Origin of the sequence: Rhizobium sp. SG2393 (assembly GCF_042610495.1) — a bacterium.
Lineage (GTDB): Bacteria > Pseudomonadota > Alphaproteobacteria > Rhizobiales > Rhizobiaceae > RU20A.
Genome location: NZ_JBHGAP010000011.1, coordinates 140,231 through 160,479, shown reverse-complemented (window position 1 = coordinate 160,479; position 20,249 = coordinate 140,231). Strand labels below are relative to the sequence as shown.

At 63.5% G+C, this 20,249-nt stretch carries 8 protein-coding genes and 1 pseudogene; 8 read left to right on the top strand and 1 reads right to left on the bottom strand.

Annotated features, from left to right (window positions below):
* Window positions 1-4 precede the first annotated feature (4 nt).
* The 4 genes from ACED18_RS18825 to ACED18_RS18810 all read left to right on the top strand — a co-directional run bounded on the left by ACED18_RS18825 (window position 5) and on the right by ACED18_RS18810 (window position 6,870).
* Window positions 5-1,042 (top strand): hypothetical protein, encoded by a 1,038-nt coding sequence (locus ACED18_RS18825; RefSeq protein WP_377295141.1) that lies wholly within the window; start codon window positions 5-7, stop codon window positions 1,040-1,042.
* 182 nt (window positions 1,043-1,224) lie between these two features.
* Complete coding sequence (locus ACED18_RS18820; RefSeq protein ID WP_377295139.1) at window positions 1,225-2,433, top strand: glycosyltransferase family 4 protein; 1,209 nt, start codon at window positions 1,225-1,227, stop codon at window positions 2,431-2,433.
* A 32-nt stretch (window positions 2,434-2,465) separates the two neighbouring features.
* The gene (locus ACED18_RS18815) at window positions 2,466-3,737 is read left to right on the top strand and encodes a glycosyltransferase family 4 protein (protein ID WP_377295137.1); all 1,272 of its coding nucleotides are present in this window, start codon (window positions 2,466-2,468) and stop codon (window positions 3,735-3,737) included.
* Window positions 3,738-4,203: 466 nt separating this feature from the next.
* Entirely contained in the window at window positions 4,204-6,870 is a 2,667-nt protein-coding gene (locus ACED18_RS18810) for a DNA translocase FtsK (RefSeq protein WP_377295168.1), read from the top strand.
* Window positions 6,871-7,053: 183 nt separating this feature from the next.
* Here the strand turns inward: ACED18_RS18810 and ACED18_RS18805 are convergent, their stop codons facing one another.
* Window positions 7,054-8,223 carry a polysaccharide biosynthesis/export family protein gene (locus ACED18_RS18805; RefSeq protein ID WP_377295135.1) on the bottom strand — a complete coding sequence of 390 codons (1,170 nt, stop codon included), beginning with the start codon at window positions 8,221-8,223 and terminating at the stop codon, window positions 7,054-7,056.
* 409 nt (window positions 8,224-8,632) lie between these two features.
* On the opposite strand from ACED18_RS18805, the pseudogene ACED18_RS18800 reads away from it, so the two are divergent.
* The 4 genes and pseudogenes from ACED18_RS18800 to ACED18_RS18785 all read left to right on the top strand — a co-directional run bounded on the left by ACED18_RS18800 (window position 8,633) and on the right by ACED18_RS18785 (window position 20,248).
* Window positions 8,633-16,230, top strand: a pseudogene (locus tag ACED18_RS18800) (SDR family NAD(P)-dependent oxidoreductase).
* A complete protein-coding gene (locus ACED18_RS18795) occupies window positions 16,227-17,642 on the top strand; it encodes an aminotransferase class I/II-fold pyridoxal phosphate-dependent enzyme (RefSeq protein ID WP_377295133.1) in 1,416 nt (471 codons plus the stop codon). Before ACED18_RS18800 ends, ACED18_RS18795 begins: the two are co-directional and overlap by 4 nt.
* A gap of 13 nt (window positions 17,643-17,655) precedes the next feature.
* Entirely contained in the window at window positions 17,656-18,468 is an 813-nt protein-coding gene (locus tag ACED18_RS18790) for an SDR family oxidoreductase (protein WP_377295131.1), read from the top strand.
* Between the two features lie 151 nt (window positions 18,469-18,619).
* On the top strand, window positions 18,620-20,248 hold the full coding sequence (locus tag ACED18_RS18785; protein ID WP_377295129.1) for an LTA synthase family protein: 1,629 nt from the start codon (window positions 18,620-18,622) through the stop codon (window positions 20,246-20,248).
* Window position 20,249: the final 1 nt, after the last annotated feature.

Sequence of the window (20,249 nt, the reverse complement as noted above, 5' to 3'; positions counted from 1 at the left end):
GGCGATGGTCTTCATCTGTGCCGGCCCGCTGTCGCCAAACCTTCTGTTCGTAGCAAAGTTGCTACTAGCGCTGCTTGAGCGTATTCATGGACTTGTGGACTTCGTCACTGCAAATGACATCGAGACGCTCCGTACGGCGCTGAGGGAGCGTAAGTCTCACGTTATGGTACTGGTGACCAACTGTCCGTCTGAAGAAATCTCCGCTTCGATTATTCGGAACCGGCTTTCCATCCTCCTCGTGAGCCAGGATTTTGCATCACTCGCCTGCCATTCCATGCACATGATCGGCGCAAATTTTATCGGCGCCGTGCGCGACGTGACACGTCAGGTCAGCGCAATTAGCCCTGTCGCGTCGAGTCCAGGCACCGCGCGCCTTCCGATTGCCGAGCATGACACGGTCCACGCGGTCGCGACGCGCCTCATGCTGATGCTCGGCCTTTCGATCGATGACGATCAGTTGCAGACAGCATGTCGGCAGGTCTCTGCGGAAAATAGCACGACGACGGTGATCGATGCGCAGGGACCGACCGTCGAGAAGGGTGAGGACATCTATCACTCACGGGCGATCCTTCTTCCGCACGAGCTTTCCTTGGCCAAACGGCTTGAAGAGAGCTATGGGCCGCTGATGGACGGCAGGCGGCCTGCATCGATAGACATTCCGACCGAGATGCTGATCCGGGCAGAACCACCTCACCCGCATCTGGAGGGGACGATCGAGCTTCTCGGGCCGAGCCGAATTCTGACGTTCGGTCCCTACATGCATCTTCCCATCGGGCGCTGGCGCGCGGAACTTCGTTTCAATGTCCGCGACAACTACTCTGGGAACGAGTTTGCGATGGACATCTACAGCGGCGATTCCGTTCTCGCTTTTGCCAAGACGCGCATGCCGCGGGAGGGTACGTTTCAAGCAGAACTCGAATTCGACATAGCGTCATCGCAGGCACCCTTTGAAGTCCGGACATTTGTCTATGTCGGCGCTATCGAGGGTACGCTGACCATCCAGAGCCTCAGAATGACCCCCCTCGGATCCGGTGCCCTCTAACGGCAGCAGAGACATCAGCGGCAGCGTAGTCTTGCGGTTTCGCCTGCGAATCTCTCAAGATGAAAATTGCAGGTTGTCTCCGTTCTGCCCTGTAGATATTGCATAGAGCTATGCGGATACTCCTCGATGTAACGCGGACACTGGTCCACTCCAAAAAGTCGACGCCGACCGGCATAGACCGCGTGGAACACGCCTATATCCGATATCTTCTTGCTCACCGGACGACACAGGACGTATTCTTTTTGGCAAATACGCCCTACGGACGCGGTGTGCTGCCGGCAGACGACATGGCGGATCTTTTCGCCGGTATCGAACGCACGCATCAGGAACGTGCAAGGCTTGCGCCGGGCGATACCTTTGCAGAGCTGCTCAGGGTGCTCTCCGAGCCCCTCCCGACAAAACGCTCATCGCCGCTAAGCCTGAATAAGAGCGAGGCGCCTGTCTCAGACAGCGTCTGGAGTGTTGCAAAAGCTTTCATAAAGGGACGGCAACGCTTCAACGCCCTCATGCGCGACGGCATGCCGTCGGTATACCTCCATGTGTCCCATCTGCAGCTCGACGAGCCGCGCTGTTTCACATGGCTTGAGGCATCAAATATCCTGCCGGTCTTCTTCGTCCATGACCTGATCCCGATCGAGTTTCCGGAATTCTGCTCTCCGCATGCCGCAGAACGGCATCAGCGGCGGATCGAGACGATCATGCGGTACGGCAAGGGAATTCTGCTCAATTCATCGTTCACCCTTGCCTCGCTGCAACATTACGCAGAGGGAAGACAACTGGCCCCCCATAGGGTCGTGCCGCTGGCGAACACGATCGGGACCGACGACAAGCCGATCGTCCCGGATCTGGGCGCCACCCTACCTTTTTTTGTTCACGTTGGCACAATCGAGGGGCGCAAGAACATATCACATCTTCTGACGGTATGGCGTGCGCTGATCGAGCGCCTCGGACCGCAGAAAGCGCCACGCCTCGTGCTTGTGGGGCGTCGCGGCTGGGAATGCGAAACCGTTACGTCCACGCTTGATCGCAGCCGTGATCTGGCAAACCATGTCATTGAAGTTTCGGGTCTTCGTGACAGCGAGCTTCACGCTCTGATGCGAAGCTCATCCGGCCTGATCACAGTATCCGTCACCGAGGGTTTCGGCCTTCCTCCCGTAGAAGCTGCAAGGCTCGGTGTTCCCGTCATCGCCTCGGACATTCCAGCACATCGGGAGGTGCTGGGGGACGCAGCGACCTTCGTCGGTATCCATGATGGCGAGGGCCTGCTGCAGGCGGTGCAGATGACCATGTCGATGCAGCGATCGCCGACTGCATCGTTGCTTCCCGAATTTTCGTGGGACGAGCACGTGGCACTCGCGTTGCGCTCAATCGAGGACATGGCGGGGCACTGATGGTGGCCCCACGACAAGGATTGAATGTGCGCATGATACGCGACAAGAACTCAGTCTCAGACCGATGGCGTGTGGTCATCGACGGTAAAAATCTTGCGCTGTCGCAAGGGACAGGCGTTGCGACTTATGCGCGCTCTTTGTGCCGAAACCTGGCGGCCCTCGACCTTGACGTGCACCTTCTTTATGGTGACCGCGCTGCAGGCCCGACACCCTGGTTCAAGAAGCGGCCTGCCACTGTCCGTTATGCAGAGCGCCTCGCGAAACTTGTCTCGGACGCCGTGCCGACGAAAGCTGGGCATAATGTGCTCTACGATAGCGAGAGCCGTTACCGTCTGGATGGCGTATCGCAGTACTGGCGCGCTCCCTATGTGTTCGACCGGCCGTCCTTGCCTCTGACATGGGACAGGTTTCAATCCATCCGCAACGTTATGCAGGCGGACGTGGCCCACTGGACCTATCCGCTGCCGGCGCTCCTAAGCGGCGCCGCCAACATCTACACGCTGCATGACCTCGTGCCGCTGAAGCTGCCGGAGACCACACTTGACAACAAGCGGGCCTATTACGCCATGATCCGCAAGATCACGCAGACGGCGGATCTGATCGTGACAGTGTCGGAGCAGTCAAAGGCGGACATCCATGCGTTGTTCGACATTGCGGATGGGCGGGTCGTCAACACCTATCAGGATGTGGATATCCCAGACGACCTGCTTGGCGAGGGCATGGACCATGTCGCGGTCACGCTTGCTGCCGACTTCGGGCTGGAGATGGGCCGCTTCCTGCTGTTTTACGGCGCAGTCGAGCCCAAAAAGAATGTCGGGCGGCTAATCGAGGCGCATCTGTCCTCCGGACTCGACATCCCGCTCGTGGTCGCGGGCAAGGACGGGTGGCTGATCGAGAATGAGCTTCGCGCCTACCATGCCCATCTGGCCAATCCCGGCGGGCCTCTGCGCATTCTGCGCCTGCCCTACGTAACACGCGCGCAGCTCGTGCGCCTGACACGGGGAGCTCTCGCGGTTACATTTCCGTCGATCTACGAGGGATTCGGGCTGCCCCTGGTCGAGGCGATGCTTTGCGAGACGCCGCTGCTGACCAGCAACCAAGGTGCGATGAAGGAAATCGCCGGTGATGCAGCGGTGCTGGTCGATCCCTATGACGTCGCCTCGATTCGCGAAGGATTGAAACGGATCGCGACGGAACCGACATTGCGCGCAGACCTGGTGGCCGCGGGCCGGATCCGCGCTGAAGCATTTTCCAGCGCAGCCTATCGCGAACGGCTGAAGGATGCCTATGCGCGGCTTCGGTGAGGCGATAACACGGACGCCGAGCGGCAACGAACGCCCACAAGCGGAGTTCTGCGATTGAAATCCCTTCAAGATATTGTTTGCAAATCCTTTTCTTGAAACGTCGTTGATGTGTTCTTTGCCGCGGGACCGCCGGGCTGAAGCATTTTCGGCACCCCCGTCAAGCCGGTATTAACCTTTCTTTTTTATTGAAAAAGGCAACGTTCGACATGTAGTTGAGAGTAAGCGTCCCATGCGTCAGATCCGCCCTGCCCCGGTCCAAGCCAGCCTGAAAAAATCGGCCGAACAGCAAGGGAGCCGGGGCGATGGGGGGACGTTGAAGGGGGCTGGCGAGTTGACCGATCTGCCGGATTGGCAGCGGGCTTTCATCATCCGGCCAAATGTCCGCTTCACCCGCACGCCTGAAAATGCCATTCCGCGCAAGGGTGGTGAGGGCGAAGGCGAGGTGGTGTTGTCGGATGCAGTTCCGATGGTCGCGGTGCCGGAATTAACGTCCGCGCTAGCGCCGACCGTCCAGCAGAGCCAGGCCGATGCCTTGATGATCCCCACCGCGCAGCCTGCGGCCGCCGTGCCCTCTGACACGTCTATCGAAACCGGCTTGCAGGCCTTGCCGCCGGTCACGCAGCCGGTTGTTTGGCAGGGCGATGCCATGTCGCTTCTGGCAAAGTTGCGGCGCGAAGTGGCTGGAACGTTGCGGCATCGCGAGGCCGCCGATGCCCTGGGGCTGACGCCGCCGCAGGCGCCTCCTGTCGCGCTCGTGACGCCGGTGGTCGAGAAGGCATCCGTCAGCAGCGGGACGATCAGCGGTGGGCGAGGCAGCGTGGTTGGCCGTCTCGCGGCGCAGGCGACACAGGCGCAGGAGCCGGCCGTTGTCACGCAGATTGCGGCGGCCCCGGTCGTGGTGGCGGATGGGCTTGCGGCTGGTACGGGTGTGGAGCAGCACTCGCCCGGCGCGCCCGTCGTTGCTGCCCCCATTCTCAATGCCTTGCCGGATTCGATTTTCTGGACGGCAATTGCCGAGGATGTGGATCTTTCGCTTTTCGGAGCGGGGGATACGTCCGCCCCTGCCCCGGCTGCCGTCTCGGGACCGCTCGGCCAGACCATGGCAACGGCGCCGCGTGTGATGGTACACCCGCCCTTGGCGATGGCTCCGATTGTGGCGACGGCTCCCGTCGCAGCGGCACCCGTGCAGCCGGCCCAGACGGCATGGTCCCGGCCGATCCGTATCCAGCCGCCGATCGAAACGCTTTATCGCGCCATTGATCTGCGCCGTCCGAGTGCCGCCATCTCGGCGCTCGAGGCAGCCCTGGCAGCGGCGGCAGCGAATGTCGCAGTACCGGCCGCGGCCGTCTCCTCCGTCACCGAGCCGGCTTGTGAAACCCTGGCGTCGGAAAGCGTGGCCGACATCGCGGCGGATATGCCATCGGTGCCGATGGAGGCACCTGCGCCCATCGCTGAGACAGGCATCGATGCCCATGTCGAGGCCGAGCCAACGCCTGCACCCGCTCCGGCACCGACACGCACCCGCACGGTTTCCGCACGACCGCTGACCATGATGCCGGCGCCGCTGGCGAGTGGCGGCGATTATGAAATGCCCTCGCTCGACCTGCTGAACGATGCACCCGAGCGCGAGACGATGACCATGACGCAGGAGGCTCTGGAACAGAGCGCCGGGCTGCTGGAAAGCGTGCTGGAGGATTTCGGCGTGCGGGGCGAGATCATCGACGTGCGTCCCGGCCCGGTCGTGACGCTCTATGAGTTCGAGCCGGCACCGGGGGTCAAGTCCTCGCGCGTCATCGGCCTTTCCGATGATATCGCCCGCTCCATGTCGGCCCTTTCGGCGCGCGTTGCGGTCGTACCCGGCCGGAATGTCATCGGCATCGAACTGCCGAACCCGGTTCGCGAGACCGTCTATTTCCGCGAGCTGGTGGAATCGGAGGCCTATTCGGAAAGCCGCGCGCGGCTGGCGCTCTGCCTCGGCAAGACGATCGGCGGCGAACCCGTCATCGCGGAACTTGCGAAAATGCCGCATCTGCTGGTCGCCGGCACGACCGGCTCGGGCAAGTCGGTCGCCATCAACACGATGATCCTTTCGCTCCTTTACCGGCTGAAGCCGGAGGAATGCCGGCTGATCATGGTCGATCCGAAGATGCTGGAACTGTCGATCTATGACGGTATTCCGCATCTGCTAACCCCGGTCGTGACCGATCCCAAGAAGGCCGTGATGGCGCTGAAATGGGCCGTGCGGGAGATGGAGGAGCGCTATCGCAAGATGTCGCGTCTCGGCGTGCGCAACATCGACGGCTATAACCAACGCACGGCCAATGCCCGTGCCCGTGGCGAAACGATCCTTGCGAACGTGCAGACCGGGTTTGACCGTTCCACCGGCGAGCCTGTCTTCGAGGAGCAGGAACTCGACCTGTCGCCGCTGCCCTACATCGTCGTCATCGTCGACGAGATGGCCGACCTGATGATGGTGGCCGGCAAGGAGATCGAAGGCGCCATCCAGCGTCTGGCGCAGATGGCGCGTGCCGCCGGCATTCACCTGATCATGGCAACGCAGCGCCCCTCGGTCGATGTCATCACCGGCACGATCAAGGCAAACTTCCCGACCCGCATCTCCTTCCAGGTAACGTCGAAGATCGACAGCCGCACCATCCTCGGCGAACAGGGCGCGGAGCACCTGCTTGGCCAGGGCGACATGCTGCACATGATGGGTGGCGGGCGGATTTCGCGCGTGCACGGGCCCTTTGTCTCGGATGAAGAAGTCGAGCGGGTCGTTGCGCATCTGAAGCTGCAGGGCCGTCCCGACTATCTCAGCACCGTGACCGAGGACGAGGAGGACAGCGAGGTCGAGGAGCCCGAAGACACCGCCGTGTTCGACAAGGGCGCGCTGGGCGAAGGCGATGCGGACGATCTCTACGAGAAGGCCGTGAAGCTGGTGCTGCGCGACCGGAAGTGCTCGACCTCCTACATCCAGCGCCGCCTGCAGATCGGCTACAATCGCGCTGCATCGCTCGTGGAGCGCATGGAGCAGGAAGGCATGGTCGGACCTGCCAACCATGTCGGCAAGCGCTCGATCATCGGGCTGGAGCGCGATGCGCCGGCGACGATGGAGATGGACGCCGAGGACTAGGACTGAGCGGCGGCCGTCCGCACCATCCACGCAGACCGATGAACCCCGCGTCGCAAGAAGCGGGGTTTTTCTTTGCCGGATTCCGAAGGAGCAGGCGCAGTCGCGTCGCCGGCAAAGGACGGCAACAAAAAACCCCGCCGGCTGTTGCTGGCGGGGTTTTCAAAGGGTGCGATCGGATGCCGATCAGTTGTTGGTGATGTTGCGCACCGAGGAAGCCGCGCCGATCGGGCGGGCGACGAAGTCCATGAATTTGGAGATATCCACCGACGGATGGCGCGAGGCGTAGATCACGTCGCGGTTCTTGACCGGGAAGGTCTGGCCGACGATCAGGCTGTCGGGGCGCGACATGTCGAAGCGGTAGACGATCGGGTAGCGTCCTTCCGCATCCGGCTTCAGGCCCTTGTTGACGAGGTTGCTGAACTTCTGCGGGCCGAGCAGGGCCTCGACGATATCAGCCTCCTCGTAGCGGAAGACGAAATAGCCCTGGGCATCGACGGAGGCATCGTTGCCGCCGCCGGCCAGCGCCACGGCTTCCAGCAGGTTCAGGTCGTTCGCGCCGAAGGGAACGCGCTGATTGCCCTTGACGGCGCCGAGGATGGTGAAGGTGCGGGGATCGCGGACGACGAAGATCTGGTCACCCGGGCGGACGTTGATGTTTTCGCGCGGGGAGTCGAGCAGGGTCTTCAGAAGAACCGTGCTCGTCTTGTTGGCACGCGTCAGCGTCACGTAGGATTCGTAGGGCGGGGCCACGGGGCCGCCGGCGCGCGCGATGACGTCCATGATCGATTCGGCGATCAGGTTCAGCGGCACCATGGATGGCTTTCCGACGGCGCCGGAGACGGTCACGTTGCGCGAGGTGGTGCCGACGCTGGTGACGATGACGTCAGGCTCGACGGCCTTGTTGACGAGCGCCTTGAGGATGGCCTGGCGGGCCTGCTCCAGCGTGCGGCCGGCGAAGCGGACGGAGCCGACATAGGGGATCGCGGCCATGCCATCCGGCTGGACGACGATGTCAATCGACGTCTGCTTGGATTCGGTGGTGGAGAAAAGGCCGTCGCTGCCGGCCTCGAAAATGCTGACCTTCAACTGATCGCCCACGCCGATGGTAACGGCGCCGACGCCGCCGCCCACGCCAAAGCGGCGGCTGAGCGCGGTCGAAACGTAATTGGACACCAGACGTGCGCTGTAGCCATCGACATCGACAATGTCGAAAACGGTCGCATCGCGCCGGCCGATTTCGCTGCCGGAGCGGCCGGCATCGGAGATAATATCGCTCGCAAGCGGACCTTCTCCGGGGACTGCCTTACAACTCGCAAGCGCCAGACAGATTGCAATCGCACCGTAACGGATCAAAGACTGTACTCCGAATTCGGCAACCGGACCGCCGAAGCGCCGTGACTGCCGCATGCTTTTGGGACGCTTCTGCCCGCGACCTGAAAAGCACAATAACGCCGATACAACAAGACACCAGCCGGCGCCATCCTTCAAATTCATCGCCTGTGCCAAAATGACAATAGCGGATGAGCGGATTTCACACTGTATTCATATGTGAACGCCTATTGCCCGCATAATGCTCGGGCAGGAGCATCATTCGGGTATTCTCTCACCTGACTTTGCAAGCTAGGGGAGATCAGTTAATAGCAAGCTAACTGTTTGGTGCGGTCCGGGGATGGGAACGCGCCATCCACATGTTCGATCCAGCGTGCATGACCGATGCCTGCGTACGCACACAGACACATTTGCCGAAGGTTTTTTGCGGAATATGACGGTTGAGATTATCGGACGCGCCTGCGTCGCCCCCGGAGCCCAAACGCCAGCCGAACTTTTCGGCTTGCTACGCAGGGGTGAGTGCGCCGTCACCGAGGTGCCTGCCGACCGGTGGGAAAAGGCCCGCTTCTGGCACCCGGACATGGGCGTTGCCGGCAAGACATACACGTTCCGCGCCGGCGTGCTCGACAGTATCTATGCCTTCGATGCCGGCGCATTCGGCATGTCGCAGCGCGAGGCCATGTATATGGACCCGCAGCAGCGCGTGCTGCTCCAGGTTGCGTGGCGGGCGCTGGAAGACGCCAACATGTCGGTATCCTCCCTGCACGGCGAGAATGTCGGCGTCTATATCGGCGCCTCCAGCCTCGACCATGCCAACCTGACGGTCGAGGATCCCGCGGCAGCCGGCCCTTACTTCATGACCGGCAACACGCTGTCGATCGTCTCGAACCGCATTTCGCACATCTTCGGGCTCAGCGGCCCGAGCATGACGGTCGATACGGCCTGTTCGTCTTCGCTGGTCGCGCTTGACCAGGCCTACCGTGCGTTGAATTCCGGCGAAATCGACACGGCCATCGTCGGCGGCGTCAACATCCTCGCCCATCCCCTGCCCTTCGTCGGCTTTGCGCAGGCCCGCATGCTGTCGCCGGAAGGCCTCTGCCGCGCCTATGACAATGACGGTGCCGGCTACGTCCGCGCCGAAGGGGCGGTCGTCTTCGTCCTGCGCCGGACAGATCGCGCCCGCCGCGAACGCGACCGGAGCTATGGCCGTATCGTGGCGTCCGGCGTCAATTCTGCCGGGCGGACCAACGGTATTTCGCTGCCATCGCGGGAAGCCCAGGCAAACCTGCTGCGGGCGATCTATGAAGGCAACGGCATCGACCCGAACCAGGTCGCCTTCGTTGAAGGACACGGAACGGGGACGAAGGTCGGCGACCCGGCCGAGGTCTGGTCGATCGGGACCGTCATCGGCAAACCGCGCAATGCGCCGGTGCCGATCGGGTCCATCAAGTCCAATATCGGCCATACGGAACCGGCATCCGGTCTGTTCGGCATGCTGAAGGCGCAGATGGCGCTGGAAAGCAACTATCTGCCGGCTTCGCTGCACTTCGAAACGCCGAACGAGAACATCGACTTCGAAGGGCTGAACGTGCGCGTGACGGCCAACCCGATCGAGCTTCTGAAGGGCAAGCGGGCGCGGCTTGCCGGCATCAACTCCTTCGGCTTTGGCGGCGCGAACGCGCATGTGGTCATTTCCGACCCGGAGCAGGCGGTCGAGGACAAGAGCCTGACCGCCGGGACCAGCCATGTTTTCCTCGCCAGCGCCCACACCGCGAGCGCGCTGGAAGCCTTGCTTGAAGACTACAAGGGGCGGTTTGCGCGTGCCTCGCGTCAGGATGTGCGCTCCATCGTTTCGGCATCCGGCGCCAACCGGACGCAGATGCGTCATCGTTTCGTGGCGCGCGCTGAGAATGCGGAGGACATCGTCCGCGCCATTGCGCGCCATCTGGAAAAGCCGGCCTCCGACATCGGCGAGACCGGTGAAGCCGTGGTGCGCGACGCGCGGGTCGCTTTCGTGTTTTCCGGCAACGGCTCCCAGTTTGCCGGCATGGGTGTCGATGCGTTCCGGGAAAACCTGCACTTCCGCCAGAGCTTTACCTCGATTGCAGCGCTCTTCCGCTTCCATTCCGACCTCGACCTTGTCGAGGTGCTGACGGACCCGGACCTCGACAAGAAGCTGTCGGACACCAAGATTGCCCAGCCGCTGCTGTTTGCCGTTCAGGCTGCGCTGTCGGATTCGCTCGTGGCAATGGGCATCAAGCCAACGGCCGTCTTCGGCCATTCCGTCGGCGAGATTGCCGCTGCCTATGCGGGCGGCGCGTTGACGCTTGTCGATGCCGTCGCGATTGTCGCCAAGCGCTCGCTGCACCAGGACATGCTGGCCGGCCAGGGCACCATGGCCGCCGTCATGCTCGGCGAGGAGCAGGCCCGTGCCTTTGCCGATGCGCGCGGTTTCGACGCGATCTGCATTGCAGCCACGAATGCGCATAATTCCGTGACCATCTCCGGTCCGGTCGATCAGGTCCACGCCTATCGCGAGCAGGCGCGCAAGGCGAAGATCCCGGCCCAGGTCCTCGACATCAACTACCCCTTCCACCACCCGATCATCGACCAGGCGAAGGAGGCGTTCCTTTCGGATCTGCCGGATATCGCGCCGCGCACGAGCGATATTGCCTATCTTTCGACAGTCACGGGCGCCCGTATGGACGGGGATCAGCTGGATGCCGGCTACTGGTGGCGCAACGTGCGCGAGCCCGTGCGCTTCCAGCAGGCGACCGAAGCCGCGATCGCACTCGGCTGTTCGCTGTTTTTGGAAATGTCGCCCCGCGCGATCCTGTCGTCCTACCTCAAGGAAACGGTGAAGCAGTCATCGGCACCCGGCACCGTCATTCCGACACTTCTGCGCGATGCATCTGAAAAGGGTCACGATCCCGTATCGCGTTCCATGGCGCGCGCCGTTGCCCATGGCGCAGCCGTCGAGACAACACGCGTGTTTGGCCGACGCAATGCAGCCGTCAGCCTGCCCGGTCTTCCTTTCGAACCTGCCGACCTGCGGCCGGCATCGACCACAGACTCCAGCGATATTTTCGGCCGCGGCGGCCACCACGTCTACACGCTTGCCGGCTGGCGGGTCGATCCGAACGGGTCGGTCTGGAAGAACCATATCGATGCCCATCTCTTCCCCGACCTTGCCGAGCACGTTGTGGACGGCAAGGCCATCCTGCCGGGCAGCGGCTTCATCGAGATCGCGCTGCAGGCGGCCCGCCGCTTCCACGGAACCGACAGTGCGGAGATCGTCAATCTCGAGATCGCGCGTCCGCTCGAACTGATCGNATCGCGCTGCAGGCGGCCCGCCGCTTCCACGGAACCGACAGTGCGGAGATCGTCAATCTCGAGATCGCGCGTCCGCTCGAACTGATCGAGGGGCGTATCATGGAGTTGTCGACCGTCGTCTCGCCCGAGACAGGCGACATCGAGATCCGCTCGCGCGAGCGGCTGACGGAAGACGACTGGGCGGTGCATGCGGTCGCGCGCAGCCGCAAGCCCGTGCCCTTTGCGGCTGCTCCGTTCGCGCTGCCCGCCGACCGTGGCCCGAAGACGGCGTCGGTGACACCGGAAAAGGCCTATCACACGGCGCGTCAGTTCGGCCTCGATTACGGTCCTCGCTTCCAGCTTCTTGCGAAAGCAACAGCTTACGGTGAGCGCTTCGTCGAGGTGGAACTCAAGGACGCCGCCGCGCCCGGCCATCCCATGGCGGTCTACGACCTCAACCCGATGTCGGTGGATGCGACGTTCCACGGGCTCGTGGCGCTGTTTGACCGGTTCTCGGGCGAACGGGGTGGCGCACCCTATATTCCCGTACGCTTCGGCAGTATCCGCTTCATCGCACCGGGCGTACCCGTGAAGAAGGCGCTGGTGGAAATCGAACGCGTCAGCGGCAATTCCATCAAGGCGAAGTTCCACTTCTATTCGAAGTCGGGCGAGCTGATCGCAGCCTTCGAGGATTGCCGGTTCCGCCGCACCTATCTGCGTCAGCACAAGGGACTGCGGGAACTCGCCTTCCACTACGAGACGGTGCCGAGCCTTGCCGTCTTCGCGGCGCCAGATCGTCGTCCTACGCTTACGGATAACCTGCTGGCAACACCGGCAGAAACGGGTATCGACGAGACCTCTCTGCTCATCAATGCCGCGATCTATCGCGCCTGCCACGAGATCGCACTGAAGCTCGCGCGCGGCGGCCGGACGATCGAAACGCGGAAAATCGGCGGCGATTTCGAATTCCGCTGCTTCCTTGAGAACTGCCTGCTGATCCTCGAAGACGCGGGTCTCTGCCAGAACCAAAACGGCACGGTGACGATTGAGCCGGAGTTCTCTCTGCCGGCCGTCGGCGAAATCCTGACCGAGCTTTATGCCGACCGTTCGGACCGGGCTGTCGAGGCGGTGCTGGTGAACAATGCCTATGTCGAGGCGCTCGCCCGCATCGAGCAGGCAGGCCAGCGGCAGGAGGCCGAGGCCCCTGCCCGCAAGCCGTTCATCTCGGAGGCGACCGCCGATCATCAGTCCGTACACTCCGCCGCTGCCCGCCAGCGCGCCGAAACGGTGCTCGCTGCCATCGAACGCGCGCTCAAGGCCGCGCCGGGTGCGGCTCTGCGCCTTCTCGAACTCGGGACGGTGTCGCCGAGCTTCAGCCGCAAGGTTGCTGATCTCGCCGGCCGTCATGGCGCAACGCTCGCCATTTTCGAGCCACGCGAGAACCCTCAGCGTAACCTTGAACTGACGTTCGAGACCTCCGCGCATGTCACGGTTCTGGCAAAGGACAGCCTTGCTGCCCTCCCCGTCTTCGACCTCGCCTTCAGCGCATCCGACAGCCTGCAGATGCTGATCGAGGACAATGCCGCGCTGCGCGCCGCCTTCCGCGGCGAGGCAGCCCACGAACGCAAGCTGATCGCAGCCGTGGGTGGCCCCGGCATCTTCGCCGACTTCGTGTTCGGCATGAGCGAGGGCTGGTTTGCCCGCAGCCAGGCGTCGGAGTTCCCGATCGGCAAGGTCGCCTCTGCCAGCCAGTGGCAGAAGCTCTTTGAAGATCTCGGCGTCGCGGAAGCCCGCGTCGATGAGATCGAGGTTGCGACAGGCGCGCTGATCGGCATCGAGACGGCCATTGGCAGCCTTGCAGGCAAGGCTGCGGAAGACGTCGACGTCGAGGACGCCGAAACGATCCTGCTGGTGCCCGCCGGCGCCAGGCCGGCCAAGCCGGATGGTCATGTGGTGACCGCGAGCCTCAAGGGCGATCTTGCCGCCGACAAGGCCGAGATCGGCAAGGCGATCCGGGCGCTGCGCGGCCGTGTGGTGCGCGCCCTCTATCTGTCCCCCGCCGTCAAGGCTGAGGATGCAAAGGCCGCATCAATCCTCGAGGATCGCGTGCTGCATCTCAGCGCTTTCGCGGAGGCCGTGCGCGACCACTTCGGTGCGAGCGAACCGGCTGCTGCGCAGCGTCCGCGCCTGGTCGTCTTCGCGCCTGGTGGCGCCCCTGTCACCGGCACGCGGACCACAAGCCCCGTCAATGCGGGCCTTTGGGTGTTCGGCCGCGTTGTGCAGAACGAATACGACCTGATCGACCTCCATCTCGTTGATGCCGATGGGGCCGAGGCAAGCGCCGTCAAGGCGGCCCTGCGTCTGGCGTCTGCGGATGCGGGCAACCGGGAATGGGTCGTGGATCCCGCAAGCGGACGGCTGGGCGAAGTGCGCGCCGTTCCGGGCCCCGTGGGCGCAACGAGCGGCATGACGCATGCTTTCGAGGCCGCCACCATCCGCCAGCGCGTGTCCTCGCAGGTGGGCAGCATCGCCTGGGAAGAGACCGACATTCCGAAGGCGGGCGCCGGCGAGATCGTCGTCAAGGTGGCCGCTGCCGGCCTTAATTTCCGCGACGTGATGTGGGCCATGGGCCTGCTGCCGGAAGAAGCGCTGGAAGACGGCTTTGCAGGGGCCACAATCGGCATGGAGCTTTCCGGCCATGTTGTCGCCGTCGGCGAAGGCGTGAGCGATCTTGCCGTGGGCGACGCCGTCATGGCGATTGCCTCGGATGCCTTCTCCACCCATGCCGTCGTCTCGCGCGCAGGGGTCGCACGGCTCCCGTCGGGTCTCGATCCGGTCGCGGCAGCAAGCGTTCCCGTCGCCTTCCTGACGGCCTATTACGCCATGGTGGAACTCGGCCGTATGCAGGCGGGCGAAACGATCCTCATCCATGGCGCGGCGGGTGGCGTCGGCCTCGCGGCAATCCAGATCGCCAAGCTTAAGGGCGCGAAAATCATCGCCACCGCCGGCACGCAGGAGAAGCGCCGCTTCCTCACCATGCTCGGCGTCGACCATGTGTTCGACAGCCGCACGCTGGCCTTCGTGGAAGATGTGCGCCGCGTGACGAATGGTGCAGGCGTGGACCTCGTTCTCAACTCGCTCTTTGCCGATGCGATGGAACTGAGCCTCCAACTGGTGAAGCCCTTCGGCCGGTTCCTGGAACTTGGCAAGCGCGACTATTACGGCGACAGCAAGATCGGCCTTCGGCCGTTCCGCCGCAACATCAGCTATTTCGGCATCGATGCTGACCAGTTGCTCGTCAACCAGCCGGCGCTGACCCGGCGGATCTTCACCGAGATCGGTGCGCTGTTCGAGGAAGGTCGCCTGTCGCCCCTTCCCTTCCGCGCCTTCGATCACGACGAGATCGGCAACGCCTTCCGCCTGATGCAGAATGCAGGGCATATCGGCAAGATCGTCGTGCTCCCGCCGGTGGCCGGCCGCGACGAGGTGGCGAGCATGTCGGTGCGCCGCATGAAGCTTTCCGGCGAGGGCGTGCATCTCGTCATCGGCGGCATCGGCGGCTTCGGCCTGGTTGCCGCCAACTGGCTGGTGGAAAAGGGTGCGCGACGCATCGCACTCTGCTCGCGCCGCGGCGTAGCGGATGCCGAGACGAAGGCGGCCATCGCGCGTTGGCAGAAGCTGGGCGTCACCGCTTCGGTCCATGCCTGCGACGTCACGAACCGGGAAGCGGCGACCGAGCTTCTGGCAACGCTGCGCGCCGAGGCCCCGATCAAGGGCATCGTGCATGCCGCCATGGTGCTGGATGACGCACTGATCAGCAATCTCTCGCGCGAACGCAACCATCCGGTCATCGCGGTCAAGGCTGAGGGTGCCGGCATCGTGGATGCGCTGACACGTGGCGACGATCTCGACCTCTTCCTGATGTTCTCCTCGGCCACGACGCTTGTCGGCAATCCCGGCCAGTCCAACTATGTGGCGGCGAACGGCTATCTCGAAGGTCTGGCCCGGGCGCGGCGCGCGGCCGGGCTTGCAGGTCTTGCCGTGGGCTTCGGCGCGATTGCCGATACCGGCTATCTCGCGCAGAACACCGACGTGAACGACCTCCTGTCCAAGCGTATCGGCAAGACGGCGCTCAAGGCGCAGGTCGCGCTCGATCAGGTCGAGGCCTATATCGAGGCCGATCCAGGCACGGTGGATGCCGCAACCGTCATGATCTCCGAGATCGACTGGCAGGCCGCCCGCAACCTTCCGGTGGCACGCCAGGCGCTCTTCGAGATCGTTCTGCGCAGCGCCGACCAGCATGCCGGCGGCGGCGATGGCGCGACGATGGACCTCGTCGCGATGATCGAGGGCAAGTCGGCGCAGGATGCCGAACAGGTTCTGTTCGACGTGGTGGCAAGCGAGATCGCCGCGATCCTGCGTGTCTCCAAGGACACGATCTCGCGCAACAAGGTGCTGAAGGAAATCGGGCTCGACAGTCTCATGGCCGTCGAACTCGGCATGAGCTTCCAGCAGAACACCGGTTTCGACATGCCGCTGTCAGGCGTTGCCGATACGACCACGGTCGGCGATGTCGCCCGAAAGCTCTATGAAAAGGTCAGCAAGCGCGACCAGGGCGGCGACGAGGAGGCCGATGCCGGCGATCACAAGCTGGTGGCGGAACTGGCCCAGCGACATGTGGCCACGGCCGGCGAACCGGAGAAGGCGTTGAAGCAATGAGCGATCGCGACACGACAGACTCGGCCCGCAAGATGAAGAGCAGCGTAAAAGAGAGCCTGCTGGACCGGATGCGCAACACGCACCAGTCCTCCGAGCGCAATCGCGCGGCGCGTGCCGAACGCGAGCTGCCGCCGCCGGTGCGCCGGCAGCAGGCCCGTTTCGAGGATCTGCCGGAATACAAGCAGGTGATGACGCAGAAGCTGGTGAGCGAGCAGATGGGAATTGCCAATCCCTTCTACCGCGCCCACCAGACGGCTGCGGGTGCGACGACCATCATCGACGGGCGCGAGCTCATCAACTTCGCCTCCTACGACTATCTCGGCCTCAACCGTCACCCGAAGGTGCTGGAAAAGGCGGCAGAGACGATCAAGACCTTCGGGATTTCCGCCTCTGCCAGCCGGCTGGTGGCGGGGGAGCGGCCGGTTCACCAGCAGCTCGAGGAAGCCATCGCGCGGTTCTACGGCGTGGATGCCGCCGTCAGCTTCGTCAGCGGCTACCTCACGAATGTCGCGGCGATCAGCTGCCTGATGGGGCCGCAAGACCTCATCGTGCATGACGAGTTCATCCACAACAGCGCGCTATCGGGCATAAAGCTGTCGGGCGCGACACGTCGGTTGTTCAAGCACAATGACGCAGCCGACCTTGAACACGTGCTGCGCACCGTTTCGGGTGACTATCGCCGCATCCTCGTCATCGTAGAGGGCATCTATTCCATGGATGGCGACGTCGCCAACCTGCCGGCGATCCTGAAGCTGAAGGCCGAATATGGCTTCTGGCTGATGGTGGACGAAGCGCATTCGCTGGGCGTGCTCGGCAAGCGCGGGCGTGGCACGTTCGAGCATTTCGACATCGATCCCAAGCAGGTCGATATCTGGATGGGCACGCTGTCGAAGACGACCTGCAGCTGCGGCGGCTATGTGGCCGGCAGCGAGGCGCTGGCGGCGGTGCTGAAGGCGCAGGCCGGCGGCTTCGTCTATTCGGTCGGTCTTGCCCCGGCGCTTGCCGCATCCGCCATTGCGAGCCTCGAGATCGTGGCGCGCGAGCCGGAGCGCACGGCGCGGCTGCGTCACAATGGCGAACTCTTCCTGAAGCTTGCGCAGGAAGCCGGGCTCGATACCGGCCTCAGCGTCGGCTACTCCGTCGTGCCTGTGCTGGTGGGGGATTCGCTGCGCGCCGTCCAGCTTTCCAACGAGCTGCTGGCTGCCGGTGTCAATGCGCTGCCGATCATCCACCCGGCCGTGCCGGAGGGTCTGGCCCGCCTGCGCTTCTTCATCACCAGCGAGCACACGGATGCACAGATCCGCGAGACCGTGCGTCTGACGGCGGAAAAGCTCAAGGCACTGACAGACCGGAATTTCGGCCTCGGCTCGGTCGATGTCGAGCAAATGATGAAGCTGCTCGCAAGCCGCTGAGAAAGACGGTCCGATGGCGCATTCCGGCAGGCCGCATGTGATCGTCACGGGCGGATCGAGCGGCATCGGCCTTGCCGTCGCCCGCCTCTATCGCGCACGCGGGGCGCGCGTGACGCTGATCGCCCGCAGCATGGATCTTCTGGAAGAGGCACGCCAATCGCTCGGAAGCGAGGGCACGGCGGCGGAGGCGGCCGACGTGGCCGATCGCGCGGCTCTGGAGGCGGCTGTCTCGCGTGCCGTGGCGCGCTTCGGCCCCTGCACCATCCTCGTTTCGTCCGCCGGCATTGTCGAGCCCGGCGCCTTCGACGGGCAGCCGGCCGACCTTTTTGACCGCCAGATCGCCGTCAACCTCACCGGAACCGCCAATGCGGTGCGCGCCGTTCTTCCCGTCCTGCGGCAGGCCGGCGGCGGCAGCATCATGCTCGTCTCCTCCGGGGCGGCGCTCATCGGCATTCACGGCTATGCGGGCTATTGCGCCTCCAAACATGCGCTGCGCGGCTATGCCGGAGCGCTGCGCAGCGAGGTGAAGGCGGACGGCATCCGCGTTTCCATCTGCTATCCGCCGGACACGCAGACGCCGCAGCTGGCGCGCGAACTGGACAGCCGCCCACCGGAGGCGCAAGTCATCATGGGCAAGGTCAAGCCCGTATCGGCCGAGGTGGTCGCGCGCGGCATCGTGGCCGCGATCGATGCCGGCCGCTTCGAGACCTTCTTCACGCCCACGCTCTGGGCGCTGGCGCGCTTCGGACCGCTCGTCTCCCCGCTCATCCATGCCGTCTTCGACCGGCAGATCGCTGCCCTCAGGAAAGGCCGGGGCCGCGCCTGACGCCGCGCGACGGGCAAACAGGCCGGTGGAAGACGGGACGCCATCTTGTCGTGCGGCCTGTTTGCGCCTAAAGCACGAGACGGGAAGAGAACGGCATCGTGCGAGGGGGTCACCACCCCGGTCCCGCACGAAATGAGGCAGAGCGCGGCCGATGGCAGGCCGCCAGCAGACGGATGTTTTTGCGTTGATCCCCTTGCGCCTTCATGACTATCCTGTCCTGCTAACGCTCGGGACCTTCACGCTCAGTTTCATCGTTTCGGTGTTCATGGACCGTTTCGCCGTGCCGAAGCGGGTGCGGCGCGCCAAGCGGCAGGGCATGACCTGGAAGAACTACGTCTTCGACGTGGCGGTACGCCTGCCGATCATTGCGCTGGTCTTTGCCGGCTTCTTCGCGATTTCCTGGCGGCCGCTCTATGCGGGTGCGGGGACGATGAGCTTCTTCATCATTTTCATGGCGATCTCGCGCGCCAAGTTCCAGTTCATCCGCGAGCCGCTGGTCTTCTCCGACATCGCGCTCGTGGCCGACGTCTTCAAGTACAAGACGATCTTCTACGCCTCCAAGCTCAACATCGTCTTCTGGATCGTCTCCTTCTCCTATGTGTTCGGTGTTTCGGGCCTCTATATGTGGTTCGAGCCGCATGTGCTGCCGGAACACAATCACCTCTTCTGGATCTTCGTGATGTGGCTGATCGCCAACGTCACCTGGTTTCTGCTGTTCTTCGCGCCCATCAATGCGCCGATCGCCGCCACGGTGCAGCGCTTCATGCCGGTCATCGAGCCGCGGCTGATCACGGTCAGGTTCGGCACCTTCTGTTCGGTCATCTTCAACTTCCTGATCTGGCTCGGCGTGCGGCGCGAGAAGATCGTGGCGGAGATGTCGAACCGCATTCTTGCCGCCTTCCAGGATCTCATCGATCAGTACACCACCGACAAGGCCCCGGTCGTCGTCGTCTGGCAGTCGGAGTCCTTCATCGACATGCGCCATTTCGACGTGCCGGGCCTGGCGCTGCCGACCATCGACCGGATGAAGCAGCGCGCCGTGCAATGGGGACGGCTGAACAGCGTCTTCGAGGGCGGCTATACGCTGCGCACGGAATTTGCCGTGTTGAGCGGCCTGCAGCCGGATGACATCCATGTGGATGCCAGCTACCCCTATCTTCGCGCCAGCCATTATGCCGATGTCGTCTGGCCGGGCAAAATGCGGGCTGCCGGGTGGAAGACGCATTTCGTGCATCCCTATGACCGCACCTTCTTCCTGCGCCACAAGGCCATGCCGCAGCTTGGCTTCGACCACATGTCGATGCTCGACAGTTTCGACCACGATCCCGGCCGCGACGGCCCCTATGTCAACGATGACAAGCTGACCGAAAAGGTGCTGGGCATCTGCGAGGAAGTGCCGGAGGATCAACCCGGCCTTGTTTTCGTTGCCAGCATGGCCAATCACGGCCCCTGGGAGCCTGATCGCGTTCCCGGCATGACCGATCCGGTCGAGATCTACCTGGAACTGCTGCAGCAATCCGACCGGGCCCTCGCCAAGCTGCTCGACGGGCTGAACCACCTCGACCGGCCGGTCTGGCTGCTCTTTTATGGCGATCATGCGCCGCTTCTCAAATCCTTCGCCGACCCCTTCCCCGATCCGCGCACGGACTATTTCATCGTGCCGCTGTCGGCAGCGCGCAAGGCGCAGCATGCCCCGACCTTCCCGAAGAACGAGGACCCGGCCAATCTGGTGCGCGTGCTGCTCAACCATGCCGGCCTCAACAAGGAAAGGCTGAGCTGAG